Below are 15354 nucleotides of genomic sequence, written 5' to 3' on the forward strand. Positions count from 1 at the left end.
ATCTGGTCAATAAAACATCACTCAAGATACAGCTTGCGCAGATACTTTGGTACGGCGTTATCAGCATTGGTGCCAATAACCTCCAGCGCCGGATACATATCTTTCAGACGCTGATGCGCATTCGCCATAATGCAGCCTTTGCCTGCCATCGACAGCATTTCCGCATCGTTCATGCCGTCGCCGAAAGCGATGCAATCCTGTAAACCGTAGCCCATCGCCGTAGACACCGCTTCCAGTGCATGACCTTTTGACACGCCGCCCGCCATTACTTCCAGACAGGTCAGCGTGGAGAAACTGACGTTGACGCGATCGCCCCAGCGGGCGTTGATCGCCTGTTCAAGCGGCAGCAATTTTTCATGATTGGGACTGGTGAAAAACACCTTGCTGATGCCCTGCGGATCAAGCAGTCCCGGCTCATACAGCGAGTAGTTAAACACGGCCTCTTTGAAGAAACGCATCTCTTCGGGACGATGGCGGTTCATAAACCACTCATCGTCGCGATAGACGTTGGTAATAATATCCGGGCTGGTATGCACCACACCAAACAGATCGGCGGCGATATCGCTGTCCAGATTATGCGTAAACACCAGATTGCCGTCGGTATCGTGCACCCGGGCACCGTTCGAGGTGATCATGTAGGCTTTGATTTCAAGGGCATCGCGGATTTGCCCGACGTCGATATGATGACGACCGGTCGCAAAGACGAAGTTAATACCGCGTGCGGTCAGCAGTTTAAGCGTCTCTTTAGCAAACGGCGATAAACGGTGGTCAGGAGAGAGTAGCGTACCATCCAGATCGGATGCAACAACCTGATACATAAGAAAATTCAACCTCTGGTCAATAAAGCAATAATCAATTATGTCGATCGAAAAAGTCGACGATGGCATTGAGCGCGACTGAGCGCATGGCGTCCTTTTCAAAAAGGATCTCATGATAGGCGCCTTTGATGACGAGCGGCTTACTCCCTTCGCAGGGATGACCCGCCGCGGCGCGAATTTCACAGTAGCGGTCGTGGACGCGGTTATCGACAACGCGCTCCTCTTCCGCCTGAAGCAGCAACATGGGCGTGGCGTCGTCGCCTGCGCCTGCCAGCACCTGCTCACCGGCCAGAATACCTTCCCGCACCCAGTGATGGGTGGGTCCGCCCACGCGCAGTTTTGGTTCATCGGCATAAAAGCGCAGATTACGACGGTAGCGCGCACGGCTGTGGGTCAGGACGTTGACGCTAAACGGCAGCGCGTGCCAGCGCCCCGTGCCCAACGCGTAGCTCTCCCGAAAACGCTGATGGCCCTCAGCCCAGTCGAGGATCTGCCGCACCATCCAGTCCGGTAAATGAATAATAATGCCGAACATCGGCGCACAGAGCGCGATGGCGTCGCAGGCACCGGGGGTACGCTGTAAAAACAACGTGGCGATCGTGCCGCCCATTGAGTGCGCCAGTATATAGCGCTTACGCCACGGGCCCGGCTGCACTTCCTGTTCCCAGAACGCGGCGAAATCATCCACGTAGTCGCTAAAGTTAACCACGTGGCCACGATGCGTATCGGACAAAAGACGTCCCGAGCGTCCCTGTCCACGATGGTCGATGATCAGTACATCAAAGCCCATATGGAACAGGTCATACGCCAGTTCGGCATATTTTACATAGCTTTCAATGCGACCCGGACAGACGACGATGACGCGATCGTTTTCCGGCGCGTGAAAACGCACAAAACGGACCGGAACGTTATCGACGCCCGTAAACTCCGCCTCTTCCCGCTGACGCCAGAAATCGGTTAGTGGCCCCATAGAAAAAGCCGCAAACGCGTTTTCTCTCGTTTCCCAGGTCCTTTTTTGCCGAAACATCGGGTTTCCGCCCCCGTTCACCGTGTAAAATCGTTTTTTTGTGACTTATCGCACAAGGCTACAACACCAGGGTATTGTGGCATAAAAATAAACAATCAGGGAATTTCTCATGACATTCGAGTGGTGGTTCGCTTATCTGCTGACATCCATTATCCTCAGCCTCTCGCCCGGCTCAGGCGCTATCAATACGATGACCACGTCTATTAGCCACGGCTATCGCGGCGCGGCTGCCTCCATTGCCGGTCTGCAAACCGGGCTGGGAATGCATATCGTGCTGGTCGGCGTGGGGCTGGGCACGTTATTTTCCCGCTCGCTGCTGGCGTTTGAAATCCTGAAATGGGCGGGCGCGGCCTATCTTATCTGGCTTGGCATTCAACAGTGGCGCGCCGCCGGGGCGCTGGATCTCAATACTCTGGCGCAAACGCAATCACGCGGACGGCTGTTTAAACGCGCGGTGTTCGTTAATCTGACCAACCCCAAGAGCATTGTTTTTCTCGCCGCGCTGTTTCCACAGTTTATCCTGCCCACGCAGCCGCAAATCGCGCAGTACGTCATCCTTGGCGTGACGACCATCGTGGTCGATATCATCGTGATGATCGGCTACGCCACGCTGGCGCAGCGAATTGCCGCCTGGATTAAAGCGCCGAAACAGATGAAAGCGTTAAACCGGGTATTTGGCTCGCTGTTTATGCTGGTGGGAGCACTGCTGGCGTCGGCAAGGCATGCCTGAAGGTAGCTCGCATTTTTACGTCACCCGTTGCAGGGAATCATTTTGCTTTCCGGGGCGCTACGCAAAGGGTGAAATTGGTTTTTTAACAGCGTGGTAAGCCCGTAGCGCCGGTGCCAGAATGCCGTCCAGGATTTTTCAACCAGGGACGGCACAGCATGGCAGCATTGACGCTGGTGCAAAAGCATATTCGTCAGCGTGATATGGCCCGACTGCTGGACCAGCTTACAGCCCTGTTAATGATGGAGCAGATGAGCAGACAACAAATAGTGGGGCTGGTAAACTATATGATACGCGCAGGAGACGCGCAGAGTATCGAGCCATTATTATATGAACTGGCACAGCGGGTGCCAAAACATGGAGAGACACTGATGACGATGGCAGAGGAGTTGCTTCAGAGAGGCATTCAGAGAGGTAAACTTACCGCCTTACTGGAAATCGCGCAAAAAATGTTACAGCGTGGTTTCGATAGTCAGGCAATTATGGAAATCACCGGCCTGTCAAAAGACGAGTTACAACAGCTCGAACAGTAATAATGACCCACCCGATGTACGCCGGGTGGGCCGGCTCTCAGCGTGAAATAATCAGGTGGATACCGAAGCCTGCAAACAGCACGCCCGCAAAACCATCAATCCATTTCGCCAGACGCTGATAGCCGCGACGCATCGCTGGCAGCGCAAACAAGCTGGCAACCAGCGTAAACCACGCCAGGGTTTCAACAGCAATCAGCACAAAAATGCCCCAGCGCTCCGGCGTTCCGACGCTGTCACTGACAAACAGTGAGAAAACAGATCCAAAATAAATAATCGCTTTTGGATTGGCGAGGTTGGTCATTAACCCCTTCAGAAAACTGCGCCCGCCTGCCGCCAGTTCGACTTTCGGCGCAGGGGCGTCGGCAGCCTCTTTTTTCAGCGCACCGCGCAGCATCTGGTAGCCCATCCAGCACAGATAGAGGCCACCACCAACCATAATAATATTGTGCAGCCAGGCCATTTTTTCGAGGATCAGGTGCAGACCCAGCAGCGCAACGCCTGCCCAGACCATGACGCCGCAGGTAATACCAAGCACGCCCATCATGGCTTCTTTACGTGAACGGCTAACAGCAGTCTGAGAAACAAAGAAAAAATCCGGGCCAGGGCTCATCAGGGCAATAAAATGCACAAAAGCCACGGTGAGAAAGAGCATCAACATGGTTAACTCGCGGGAAAATAGTTCAGTGAGCCATCATCCTGGCACTTTTTGGCCCGTCTGACTACTCATCATCGTCGCCATCCACGTGCGAGCGAATTAACGCCATAAATTCTTTACCAAACCGTTCCAGCTTACGCACGCCAACGCCGTTAACGCTCAGCATCTCGCTGGCTGAAACCGGCATCTGTTCAGCCATTTCAATAAGCGTGGCATCGTTAAAGACAACGTACGGCGGAATATTGCTTTCGTCAGCAATCGCTTTACGCAGCTTGCGCAGTTTGGCAAACAGCTTGCGATCGTAATTCCCGACCGCGGCTTTTTGCATTACGCGCGGCTTAAGGGCTATAACGCGTGGCACAGCCAGCATTAACGGCTCACCGCGCAGGATGGGGCGCGCAGCATCCGTCAACTGGAGCGCGGAGTGCTGGGCAATATTTTGCGTCACCATGCCGAGGTGGATAAGCTGGCGGATCACGCTCACCCAGTGCTCATGGCTTTTGTCCCGCCCCATGCCATAAACTTTCAGTTTATCGTGGCCAAATTCGCGAATACGCTGGTTGTTTGCGCCACGGATAACCTCCACCACGTAGCCCATCCCGAAGCGCTGGTTGACGCGACCAATGGTCGACAGGGCGATTTGCGCGTCATTAGAGCCGTCGTACTGTTTTGGCGGGTCGAGACAAATATCACAGTTGCCGCAGGACGCCTGCCGCCCTTCGCCAAAATAGTTGAGCAGCACCAGGCGGCGGCAGGTTTGCGCTTCAGCAAAAGCGCCCATCGCATTAAGCTTGTGGCGCTCAATATCCTGAAGCTGTCCGGCCGGTTTCTCTTCCAGGCAGCGGCGCAGCCAGGCCATATCCGCCGGATCGTAAAACAGCATCGCTTCCGCAGGTAACCCGTCACGCCCGGCACGCCCCGTTTCCTGATAGTAGGATTCGATATTGCGTGGAATGTCGAAATGCACCACGAACCGCACGTTAGGCTTGTTAATGCCCATGCCGAACGCTACCGTCGCCACGACGATTTGTAGATCGTCACGCTGGAATTTTTCCTGTACCTCAGCGCGCACGGTATTTTCCAGCCCGGCGTGATACGCAGCGGCGCTGAAGCCGCGGCTTTGCAGACGCGCGGCGGTGTCTTCAACTTTCGCGCGGCTGTTACAGTAAATAATGCCGCATTTACCGCGCTGCTCCTGCACGTAACGCAGCAGCTGATCCAGAGGCTTAAACTTTTCCATCAGCATATAGCGGATATTGGGACGGTCGAAGCTGCTGATCTGGATCAGCGGATTGTTAAGCCCGAGTAGCCTGACGATATCCAGCCGGGTGGTATCGTCCGCCGTGGCGGTCAGCGCCATAAACGGCAGCGCAGGAAAACGCTGGCGCAGATGACCGAGCAGAGCGTATTCCGGACGGAAGTCGTGACCCCACTGAGAAATACAGTGTGCTTCATCCACCGCCAGCAGCACCGGATTCCAGTGCGCAAGATGATCGAGGAAGTTGTCCAGCATCAGTCGTTCTGGCGCGATATAGAGTAGGCGGATTTCGCCGTTGCGACAGCCAGCCATGACCTGCTGCTGCTGTTCCCGCGTCTGCGTTGAGTTCAGACAGGCCGCCGCCACGCCGTTTGCCAGTAGCTGATCGACCTGGTCTTTCATCAGCGAGATCAGCGGAGAAACCACCACGGTCAGACCATCGAGTAACAGCGCAGGTATTTGATAACACAACGATTTACCGCCGCCAGTGGGCATCACGACCAGACAGTCGCGTCCCTCCAGCGCCGTATGAATAATATCTTCCTGGCCGGGGCGAAACTGCTGATAGCCGAAGGTTTCCCGCAAAACCTGTTTAGCCAGCGACTCCTGATTCAATACTTCCGCCTGCGCCACATTGACTCCAACCGCCCAAAATAAAAACAGGCGCTATTTTCAGCGCCTGAGAAGGAAACTGCAATGCCTGACATGAAATCATTCGAGGCTGCTTCCAGTTTTATGCAAATTCGCAGGCAAAATCAATGCTGCGCCGGCAATGACGTCGGTTGATTAAAACAGATCGTTCAGCATCACGCCCACGCCAACGCGGGTTTGATTAAAGTTATAATCAATAAGCGACTCACCATAACCGCTATATACCTGGGTATAAAGACGCACATGCTTCGACACCGGATAACTCACCCCCAGCTCCGCGCCGCCGTAGCCCGTGTTCCAGTTATATTGTCCTTTCGCGCTCAGAACGGCCTCACCCAACTGATAACCGAGCTTAAGCTGGTAATAACCCATATATTTGGTGATATCCGGGTTGTCATCCGTACTGCCCAGCACGTACCACGGTTTCACTTCAACCAGCCAGTTGCCGTTTTGCGCCATTAAACGCGTGTAGGCGCGGTTCCAGCTACGTGATGTCGGATCGGAACGACCATTGGAGTCATGGTTGAAACCTACTTCGATATCGCGTAGTGACCAGTCCCCCAGACGATAATCGGTCGCAAAACCGAGAAAAAGCTGAGGCTCATAGTTCGTCTCGCGGAACGGTGACGATTCACCGCTATTCGATAACTGCCACCATGACTTTTGCGTATAGGAAGCGCCCAGCACCGAATTCGGTCCAAGGATGCCACGCCAGAACGGAAACGCGAGGCTAAGCTGGAATTTCACTTCATCTTTACGCGCATTGTCCGCCCAGTTGTAGGTGTTGATCGCCTCTTTATTGAGATCGCTGGTCCAGGTATAAAGCACATAGTTTGAATCATACGGATACAGCGTGAACGGATTATCATGTTCCTGCAGAAGGTTAGCGATGATACTGCCCTTTACCGCCGGCGCATCGTGTACCTCTTTAACTGTGGCCTCCTGCGCGCAGACTAAAAAGGGCAATAGCGCCGCCAGCGCGGTCAACCCGGCCAAAGACTTACGCTTCAATTGAGTGCTCCTGAAAAATTATTATGTTTGTATATAACTGGCTAACAAGCATTCTACATATTTCTCATTTTGATGCCTATCAAAGGTGATTCGGAACTGGCATTCAACAAATCACAAGCATAAAATCAACATATAATTAACAATCAGCATGATGAGCCCTTTATGTCAGCCGTACTCACCGCCGAAGACACCCTCCGCATGGTAGGCGAAATTTTTGTCTACCACATGCCTTTTAACCGCGCGCTTGGACTGGAGCTGGACCGCTACGAGAAAGCGTTTGCCCAGTTGAGTTTTAATAACCAGCCGATGATGGTCGGTAACTGGGCGCAAAGCATTCTTCACGGCGGCGTGATCGCCTCGGCGCTGGACGTTGCCGCAGGACTGGTCTGCGTAGGCAGTACGCTCACCCGCCACGATACCATCAGCGAAGAGGAACTGCGGCAGCGTCTTTCAAGGATGGGCACCATCGATTTGCGCGTCGATTATCTGCGTCCGGGACGCGGCAACCGCTTCACGGCCACCAGCAGTTTGCTGCGTGCCGGGAATAAAGTCGCCGTGGCGCGCGTGGAATTACACAACGAAGAACAGGTTTACATCGCCAGCGCAACCGCCACTTATATGGTGGGTTGAGCCAGTAAATTCGGGTAGACTGGAGTTACTTTTTTGTAACGAGTTTTTCCGATGGATGCTAAACAAACGCGGCAGGGAGTGTTGCTCGCCCTTGCTGCCTATTTTATCTGGGGCATCGCTCCCGCCTACTTCAAGCTGATTTATTACGTTCCGGCCAATGAAATCCTGACTCACCGCGTGATCTGGTCCTTCTTTTTTATGCTGGCGCTGATCAGCATTAGCCGCCAGTGGACGCAGGTCAAAAAACTGCTGGCAACGCCGAAAAAAATCTTTCTGCTGGCGCTTTCCGCCGTGCTGATCGGCGGCAACTGGCTGCTGTTTATCTGGGCGGTGAATAATCATCACATGCTCGAAGCGAGCCTCGGCTACTTTATTAATCCGCTGGTGAATATCGTGCTGGGAATGATTTTTCTCGGCGAGCGTTTTCGCCGGATGCAGTGGCTGGCAGTGATCCTCGCCGCCTGCGGCGTACTGGTGCAGCTCTGGACCTTTGGTTCTCTGCCATTGATTGCCCTGGGACTGGCCTTCAGTTTCGCCTTTTACGGTCTGGTACGTAAAAAAATCGCCGTGGATGCACAGACTGGCATGCTGGTTGAAACACTGTGGCTGCTGCCGGTAGCGGCAATCTGGCTGTTTGGTATTGCCGACAGCGCGACCAGCCATATGGGGCAAAATTCGTGGTCGCTAAACCTGCTGCTGATCGCCGCAGGTATTGTCACCACTATTCCGCTGCTGTGCTTTACCGGCGCGGCAACCCGCCTGCGTCTCTCCACGCTGGGCTTTTTCCAGTATATCGGCCCAACGCTGATGTTTTTGCTGGCCGTGGTATTTTATGACGAGCATCCGGGCGCGGATAAGATGGTGACGTTCGCCTTTATCTGGGTCGCGCTGGCGGTGTTTGTGATGGATGCGATTTATACGCAGCGACGGGGGCGTCGTGGATAGCTGACAAATTGCCGGATAAGCGAAGCGCCATCCGGCAGAAAACCTACAGCCAGTTTTTGCGCTTAAAATACAGATACGGAGCCAGCCCTGCGAGGATCATAAAGATAATCGCTCCCGGATAGCCAAAGCTCCATTTCAGCTCGGGCATAAACTCAAAGTTCATCCCATAGCTGGAGGCTACCAGCGTTGGCGGCAGGAAGACCACGGAGACCACCGAGAAGATCTTGATGATGCGGTTCTGCTCGATATTGATAAAGCCCATCGCCGCCTGCATCAGGAAGTTCACCTTCTGGAACAGGGATTCGTTGTGCGGCAACAGAGATTCGATATCGCGCAGGATCTCACGCGCCTGCTCCAGTTGTCCGCCCGGTAAACGCGCTTTGCGCACCAGGAAGTTCAGCGCGCGTTGGGTATCCATCAGACACAGGCGGACTTTCCAGCCGATATCTTCCAGTTCTGCCAGCGTGGAGAGCGCTTCATCGTATTCGTCACCCTGATGGCCTTCCATAATCACCCGGCTGAGTTTTTCCAGATCGCTGTAGATGTTTTCGATTTCATCCGCCAGCTGTTCGATTTTGGTTTCAAACAGATCCAGCAGCAGCTCGTAAGCGTTGCCATCCACCATTTCCTGACTGCGGGCGCGCATACGGTATAAACGAAACGCGGGCAGCTCACGCTCACGCAGGGTAAACAGGCGGCCTTCACGGATGGTGAATGCCACGGTGGAGTTACCGGCGTGATCTTCCGCATCTTCGAAGAAGAAAAAGGAGTGAATATGCAGGCCGTCTTCGTCTTCAAAAAAACGCGCCGATGCCTCGATGTCTTCCAGTTCGGGGCGGGTGGCCAGATTCTGGCCCAAATCCATTTGCACACGGTGTCGTTCTTCATCATCCGGCTCGACTAAATCGACCCATACCGAGCTGGCAAGGTGATTGATTTCATCGGCTTCAAGACGAATCAGACGATTATTTTCCAGTTGAAATGCGCTCAGCATGACCGGGACTCCCAATGCAAAAATTATCGGACAGTTCGGTGGGCACACAGAAACAATTGGGTTTCAGACCATTAAACAGCCTGACTCAGCGCGACGGGAAAAAAGAGAAGTCGCTGACAACCGCTAAGGCTATCAGCAAAAAGGGATAGCCTTAGGAGTTGATCCTGGATGACAGGATAATGAGCCAGTATCTACTGGGTGTGTCCAAGGCGAATGTCCTCTTAGCGTAATCGTGCGCGCATGTTACGCCAGCAGAAATTTGCCGTCAACACGCAACGGGACGCCATTGAGCAATAATTGCCCCTTCATTATTAAGGCTAGCAGAATATTGCAAAATAATGATATTTTTCTTAAGGTTAGACCGTTTCCAGTTTCGCATAGGCTGCAACCAGCCATTTGATCCCCTGCCCCTGGAACGCGACCTGCAAACGGCTGTGCTCGCCGCTGCCTTCGAGGTTCACAATCGTCCCTTCGCCGAATTTTGCATGGCGCACGCGCTGGCCCAGCTTGTAGCCGGTATCGTTTTCGGAAACAGGCGTGCCCATTCGCTGATGGTTGACCGGGCGGCTGATGCTGGCGCGCAGGCGTACTTCTTCCACACACTCTTCAGGCAGCTCGCCGATGAAGCGCGACGGGCGATGGTATACCTCTTTACCGTACAAACGGCGCGTTTCGGCGTATGTGAGCGTCAGTTTCTGCATAGCACGCGTAACGCCGACGTAAGCCAGACGACGTTCCTCTTCCAGACGCCCGCCTTCGTCCAGCGACATCTGGCTGGGGAACATGCCTTCTTCCACGCCGACGATAAATACCTGCGGGAACTCCAGTCCTTTGGCGGAGTGCAGGGTCATCAGCTGGACGGCATCCTGCCAGGTATCCGCCTGCCCTTCGCCTGCTTCCAGCGCGGCGTGGGAAAGGAACGCCTGCAGCGGCATCAGATCTTCGTCTTCGTCGTTGTAGCTGAACTGGCGCGTTGCCGTTACCAGTTCCTCTAAGTTTTCGATACGCGTCTGGCCCTTTTCGCCTTTCTCCTGTTCGTACATTATCCGCAGGCCGGAGTCTTTGATTACCCGGTCAGTCTGGACGTGAAGCGGCATATCGGCGGTTTCCTGCGCCAGCGCGTCGATCAGTTCCATAAAGCGCTGTAATGCGCTGGCGGCACGCCCTGCCAGCGCCTTTTCCTGAAGCAGTTCGCGACAAGCCTGCCATAGCGTAAGCTGACGCTCGCGTGACGCCTGGCGCACCACGTCCAGCGTGCGGTCACCAATCCCACGCGTCGGCGTGTTAACCACACGCTCGAATGCCGCATCGTCGTTACGGTTAGCAATCAGGCGCAGGTAAGAGAGCGCGTCTTTGATTTCCTGACGCTCGAAGAATCGCATACCGCCGTAAATCCGGTACGGCATGCCAATCTGCAATAATGCCTCTTCCAGCACGCGCGACTGGGCGTTGCTGCGATAGAGAATGGCGCAGTGCTCCAGCGCGCCGCCGTTTTCCTGCCAGGTTTTGATGCGATTCACTACAAAGCGCGCTTCATCCAGCTCGTTAAAGGCGCAGTAAAGTGAAATCGGCTCGCCGTCACTACCGTCGGTCCATAGTTTTTTGCCCAGCCGACCGTTGTTGTTTTCGATCAGGGCGTTAGCTGCACTGAGAATGTTGCTGGTAGAACGGTAGTTTTGCTCCAGACGAATAGTCTGCGCGCCGGGGAAATCGTTAAGGAAGCGCTGGATATTTTCTACCTGCGCGCCACGCCAGCCGTAGATCGACTGGTCGTCGTCGCCGACGATCATCACCTTGCCGGTGTCGCCCGCCAGCAGGCGGATCCACGCGTACTGAATGTTGTTGGTATCCTGGAATTCATCCACCAGGATATTGGTAAAACGCTCGCGGTAGTGCTGAAGAATGTGCGGCTTATTGAGCCACAGCTCGTGGGCGCGCAGCAGCAGTTCGGCGAAGTCCACCAGCCCGGCGCGATCGCAGGCTTCCTGATAGGCCTGATAGACCTTCTGCCAGGTCTGTTCGACTGGATTGCCGTAGCTCTGGATATGGTGCGGCCGCAGCCCTTCGTCTTTCTGGCCGTTGATATACCACATGGCCTGGCGCGGCGGCCACTGCTTCTCATCCAGATTCATCGCTTTGATAAGACGCTTAAGCAGACGCAGCTGGTCTTCGCTGTCGAGGATCTGGAAATCCTGCGGCAATCCGGCATCCAGATGGTGCGCCCGCAGCAGGCGGTGCGCCAGCCCGTGAAACGTTCCCACCCACATCCCGCCCTGGCTGGTGCCCATCAGTTGACCAATACGGTGGCGCATCTCAGCCGCCGCTTTATTGGTAAAGGTCACGGCCATAATGGAATAGGGCGAGCAATTTTCGACGCTCAACAGCCAGGCGATGCGGTGCACCAGCACACGCGTCTTACCGCTTCCCGCGCCCGCCAGCACCAGCATGTTGCTGCGCGTCGCCGCTACGGCATCGCGCTGTTTGTCATTAAGGCTATCGAGCAGGTAAGAAACGTCCATTGGCACCGCCGCGTTGAAAACAGGAAAACAACGAAACGCGCCGGGGCGTTTCGCTTAGTCGACCAGGAAAACCCTGGTGATTTATACAATACTGCTGGTGATTATATCAGCGTCGAGAGGGATGCCAACCGGGAAATTTCGATATGCGGTAACAGGCGGCTGTCGGTGGCCTGCATCAGATCGGCGTTTTCCGGCTTGATCCAGCAGGCCTGCATGCCGCAACGGATGGCTCCGGCGACATCGGTGGTCAAATCGTCTCCAACGTGCAGAATATTCCCGAGCGGAAGATCCAGCCGCTCCGCCGCCAGATGGTACATATCGTGGTAAGGCTTAGAGCGTCCGTCCGGCCCGGCGCGCAGTACAAATTTAAAATAATCGTTGAGGCCGAACCGTTCCGGCTGGGCATTACCGTTGGTGATCGCCACCAGCGGCCATTTTTCAGCCAGCGCGGCCAGCGTGTCGTGCGTGGCCTGCGGCACGTCGATACGGCTGCGCCAGGTCGCAAAATTGACCATCGCCGCCTCCGCGCCCGCCGCGGCTTCCTCCCGGCTTAACCCGGCGTCCAGCATCGCCTGTTCGACGGCGCGACGCCGCCATTCGGTAACGTCATGGTAAATTTCCGGTTCCGCCTTACGCAGCGCCTGGCGCAACCGCTGAAAATCACTGTTTTCCAGCGCCACCAGCGACGGATGGTAGTTGCGTAAAAATTTCAGCGTCTCTTCCTCGGTGCGCAGGATCACCGGGCGGTTGTCGTAAAGCGTGTCGTCGAGATCAAAGGTCAGCGCTGAGATAGAACCCAGCGGTCGGTAAAAGCGCATTATTTCCCCCGTTTGGCGCGCGGATGCGCCGCGTCATACACTGAGGCAAGATGTTGAAAATCAAGATGGGTATAGATTTGGGTCGTTGAGAGGTTCGCGTGGCCGAGCAATTCCTGGACGCCGCGCAGATCGCCGCTCGACTCCAGCATATGCGTGGCGAAGGAGTGGCGCAATTTATGCGGATGAACGTGGCTGTTCAGACCCTGTTTAATCCCCCACTCAGCGAAACGCTTCTGCACATTTCGCGCCGAAATACGCTTGCCGAGCTTCGATAAAAACAGTGCGTCCTCGTCACTGCCAAACAATCCGCGCAAATCGAGCCAGTGTTCAATCCAGGCCTTTGCGTTGCGCCCGATGGGCAGGCGGCGCTCTTTGCTGCCTTTACCCATGACCCACACTTCGCCGCTATCAAGATCCAGATGTTTAAGATCCAGACCCACCAGTTCGGAGAGACGCAGCCCTGCGCCGTACATCACTTCCAGCATCGCCCGATCGCGTACCGCCAGCGGATCGTTCAAATCGATATCCAGCAGGCGATTCACATCGTCGACGTCAATATTTTTCGGCAGATGGCGCGGCGCTTTTGGCGTGGAGATACCTTTTGCCGGATTCGCTTTCAGCTCTCCCTGGCTAATCTGCCAGTCGAAAAAGCTACGCAGCGCGGAAAGGCGCAGCGCGAGGCTCGTGGGGCCAAGACCCTTGCGGCGGCTACGGACCGCCAGATTACGCACCATCGCGGCGTCGCACTGCGACCACTGCTTCAGGCCGGCGTCGTTGGCGAGCGCGATGATAGCGTCAAGCTGACGTTGATAATTAAGCAGCGTGACGGGGCTTAGCTGGCGCTCAACGCTGAGGTAGCGCAGAAAACGCGCCACCGCCTCGTATAGCGGGGAATCGCTCATACGCGTTCGATCCAGCGTTCCAGCAGGCCGGGGAGCATTAGCGCAATTTCCTGAAGCAGTTGCGTGCCCTGCCCCGGTTCATAATGATGCGGATCGCGGCTGCTAAAAATCATCACGCCCAGATCGCCTTCGCGGCCCAGCAGGGACAGCGCCACTGATCCGATGGCTTTCGCCTCAGGCAATGCCACCAGCAGCTCGGGTCCGTTCAGCGGTCCGAGGTAGTGATTTCCCTGTCCCAGACGCTGAATGCGCAGCGGCTCAAACGCCTGACGGCTGAGCGCCAGATGGGTAAAACGCGACGGTGCGCCAATGCGCCAGCGATCCGGGAACAGGCGGATAGTCGCCCCCGCCAGACCCAGCTCGCGCGCCCAGCGGTGGAGACGATTTAACATCTCTTCCAGACTGTCGGCCGCCGCCAGACGATTTTGTAAATTCAGCAAACGATGGAACAGGCTTTCGTTGGCGCTGGCCTGCTCCATCAGCAGCGTCATATCATCTTCCATCTGATTGATATAATTACGCGCGCGCACCATATGCCACTCGACCAGCGATACAGCACCGCGCACCGGGTGCGGCACCTGCATCTGCTCTACAAGACGGGCATTGCGAATGAAAAATTCAGGATGTTGCAGCAGATAGTCCGCTACGATGCTGTCATCCAGCACGGCTGGCATATCCAGTTGCTCTTCCCCAATCTGTTTCATAAATGGATAAATCCGTCGTAAACATGTGTCGCCGGGCCGGTCATAAACAGCGGATGACCCGAACCTTTCCAGCCGATATCAAGACGCCCGCCGGGTAATTCAACGCGGACCTCTTCTGCCAGTAACCCCTGTAAAATCCCGACGGCAACCGCGCCACAGGCGCCGCTGCCGCAGGCTCGCGTCTCGCCCGCACCGCGTTCATAAACGCGCAGGCGAATGTGCTCACGACTCACCACCTGCATAAAACCGACGTTTGCCCGTTCCGGGAAGCGTTCATGATTTTCCATGATCGGCCCCAGCGTTTCCACCGCAGCGGTGGCGACATCATCGACCTGAATCACACAATGGGGATTACCCATTGAGACCACGCCGCAGAGTATGGTTTGCTCCGACGCGCGCATAATATAGGTTTTTTCCGCTTTGTTGGCGCGGAACGGCACCTGCGACGGCTCGAAATTCGGCTCACCCATATTCACCCGCACCAGCTCATCTTCGGTGACGCTCAGCACCATTCTGCCATTAGCCGTGCTGACGCGAATATCGCGCTTATTCGTCAGTCCCTTCAGGCGTACAAAACGGGCAAAGCAGCGCGCGCCGTTGCCGCACTGCGCCACTTCGCTACCGTCGGCGTTGAAGATGCGATAGTGGAAATCAAGATCGGGATCGTAAGGCGGTTCCACTACCAGCAGTTGATCAAAACCGACCCCCAGATGCCTGTCCGCCAGCCGGCGGATCAGCTCTGGTGAGAAAAAGAGATTCTGCGTCACCGCGTCGACGACCATAAAATCGTTGCCAAGGCCGTGCATTTTTGAGAACTGCATTATCTGCTCCATGTGCGCGGGTACAGAAAGAAACGATCAGTAATCAACCTGTGAAGGGCCTTCGTCCGTCGCGCGATCGTTACGATCTGGCGTGACGCTTTGCGTTTGTGGTTCGACCTTCTTCGTCGGCGGCGGCGCTTTTTCATCAGCTGGCGGAAAATAGAGCGGCCCTTTCAGACCACAGCCCGTCAGGCTGAAGAGTGTGATAAGAACGGCCAGCGAACAGAAAACGTTTTTCATTGAGGATTGCCTGTAAGTTCATGCTTTCTGTTGTCTATCATCGCAGGAGAAGAGGTAAAAGCAAGCGTTTAGCAGGGATCTTTATAAAATCCGAAAAGCGG

Annotated in this window: 16 protein-coding genes and 1 pseudogene; 4 read left to right on the forward strand and 13 right to left on the reverse strand. The window is 55.2% G+C overall.

Features of this window, described 5'->3' with window-relative positions; genetic code table 11:
* Positions 1-17: 17 nt before the first annotated feature.
* Both yigL and pldB read right to left on the reverse strand, forming a co-directional pair.
* Positions 18-818: a sugar/pyridoxal phosphate phosphatase YigL gene (gene yigL, locus P0H77_RS21785; RefSeq protein ID WP_276159224.1), complete on the reverse strand. Its 801-nt coding sequence runs from the start codon at positions 816-818 to the stop codon at positions 18-20.
* 34 nt (positions 819-852) lie between these two features.
* Positions 853-1845 carry a lysophospholipase L2 gene (gene pldB, locus P0H77_RS21790; protein ID WP_276159225.1) on the reverse strand — a complete coding sequence of 331 codons (993 nt, stop codon included), beginning with the start codon at positions 1843-1845 and terminating at the stop codon, positions 853-855.
* A gap of 109 nt (positions 1846-1954) precedes the next feature.
* On the opposite strand from pldB, the gene rhtB reads away from it, so the two are divergent.
* On the forward strand, positions 1955-2575 hold the full coding sequence (rhtB, locus tag P0H77_RS21795) for a homoserine/homoserine lactone efflux protein (protein ID WP_276159226.1): 621 nt from the start codon (positions 1955-1957) through the stop codon (positions 2573-2575).
* Between the two features lie 152 nt (positions 2576-2727).
* A pseudogene (locus P0H77_RS21800) lies at positions 2728-3105 on the forward strand (Rpn family recombination-promoting nuclease/putative transposase); the annotation flags it as partial.
* Positions 3106-3142: 37 nt separating this feature from the next.
* On the opposite strand, the gene rhtC reads toward P0H77_RS21800, so the two are convergent.
* The 3 genes from rhtC to pldA form a co-directional block, all read right to left on the reverse strand.
* Positions 3143-3763 carry a threonine export protein RhtC gene (gene rhtC / locus P0H77_RS21805; protein ID WP_276159227.1) on the reverse strand — a complete coding sequence of 207 codons (621 nt, stop codon included), beginning with the start codon at positions 3761-3763 and terminating at the stop codon, positions 3143-3145.
* A 61-nt stretch (positions 3764-3824) separates the two neighbouring features.
* Positions 3825-5651 (reverse strand): ATP-dependent DNA helicase RecQ, encoded by a 1827-nt coding sequence (gene recQ, locus P0H77_RS21810; protein WP_276159228.1) that lies wholly within the window; start codon positions 5649-5651, stop codon positions 3825-3827.
* Between the two features lie 153 nt (positions 5652-5804).
* Entirely contained in the window at positions 5805-6665 is an 861-nt protein-coding gene (pldA, locus tag P0H77_RS21815) for a phospholipase A (RefSeq protein WP_276165198.1), read from the reverse strand.
* A 177-nt stretch (positions 6666-6842) separates the two neighbouring features.
* Between pldA and yigI the strand changes: the two genes are divergently transcribed.
* Positions 6843-7310 carry an acyl-CoA thioesterase YigI gene (yigI, locus tag P0H77_RS21820; RefSeq protein WP_276159229.1) on the forward strand — a complete coding sequence of 156 codons (468 nt, stop codon included), beginning with the start codon at positions 6843-6845 and terminating at the stop codon, positions 7308-7310.
* 51 nt (positions 7311-7361) lie between these two features.
* Positions 7362-8255, forward strand: a complete 894-nt coding sequence (rarD, locus tag P0H77_RS21825) for an EamA family transporter RarD (RefSeq protein ID WP_276159230.1) — start codon at positions 7362-7364, stop codon at positions 8253-8255.
* A 43-nt stretch (positions 8256-8298) separates the two neighbouring features.
* Here rarD and corA read toward each other — a convergent pair whose 3' ends face one another.
* The 8 genes from corA to P0H77_RS21865 form a co-directional block, all read right to left on the reverse strand.
* Positions 8299-9249: a magnesium/cobalt transporter CorA gene (gene corA, locus P0H77_RS21830; protein ID WP_176917594.1), complete on the reverse strand. Its 951-nt coding sequence runs from the start codon at positions 9247-9249 to the stop codon at positions 8299-8301.
* 151 nt (positions 9250-9400) lie between these two features.
* On the reverse strand, positions 9401-9457 hold the full coding sequence (ysgD, locus tag P0H77_RS21835; protein WP_212723238.1) for a YsgD/CorL family protein: 57 nt from the start codon (positions 9455-9457) through the stop codon (positions 9401-9403).
* 148 nt (positions 9458-9605) lie between these two features.
* Positions 9606-11768, reverse strand: coding sequence for a DNA helicase II (uvrD, locus tag P0H77_RS21840; protein WP_276159231.1), 2163 nt, complete (start codon positions 11766-11768; stop codon positions 9606-9608).
* Positions 11769-11869: 101 nt separating this feature from the next.
* On the reverse strand, positions 11870-12586 hold the full coding sequence (gene yigB / locus P0H77_RS21845; protein WP_276159232.1) for a 5-amino-6-(5-phospho-D-ribitylamino)uracil phosphatase YigB: 717 nt from the start codon (positions 12584-12586) through the stop codon (positions 11870-11872).
* Entirely contained in the window at positions 12586-13488 is a 903-nt protein-coding gene (gene xerC, locus P0H77_RS21850; protein WP_276159233.1) for a tyrosine recombinase XerC, read from the reverse strand. The genes yigB and xerC overlap by 1 nt, the downstream gene beginning before the upstream one ends.
* Positions 13485-14192: a DUF484 domain-containing protein gene (locus tag P0H77_RS21855; RefSeq protein ID WP_276159234.1), complete on the reverse strand. Its 708-nt coding sequence runs from the start codon at positions 14190-14192 to the stop codon at positions 13485-13487. Before P0H77_RS21855 ends, xerC begins: the two co-directional genes overlap by 4 nt.
* The gene (gene dapF / locus P0H77_RS21860) at positions 14189-15013 is read right to left on the reverse strand and encodes a diaminopimelate epimerase (RefSeq protein ID WP_276159235.1); all 825 of its coding nucleotides are present in this window, start codon (positions 15011-15013) and stop codon (positions 14189-14191) included. Before dapF ends, P0H77_RS21855 begins: the two co-directional genes overlap by 4 nt.
* A gap of 36 nt (positions 15014-15049) precedes the next feature.
* Positions 15050-15253, reverse strand: coding sequence for a lipoprotein (locus P0H77_RS21865; protein WP_276159236.1), 204 nt, complete (start codon positions 15251-15253; stop codon positions 15050-15052).
* Positions 15254-15354 lie beyond the last annotated feature (101 nt).

The sequence above is a fragment of the Superficieibacter sp. HKU1 genome, from assembly GCF_029319185.1.
Lineage (GTDB): Bacteria > Pseudomonadota > Gammaproteobacteria > Enterobacterales > Enterobacteriaceae > Superficieibacter.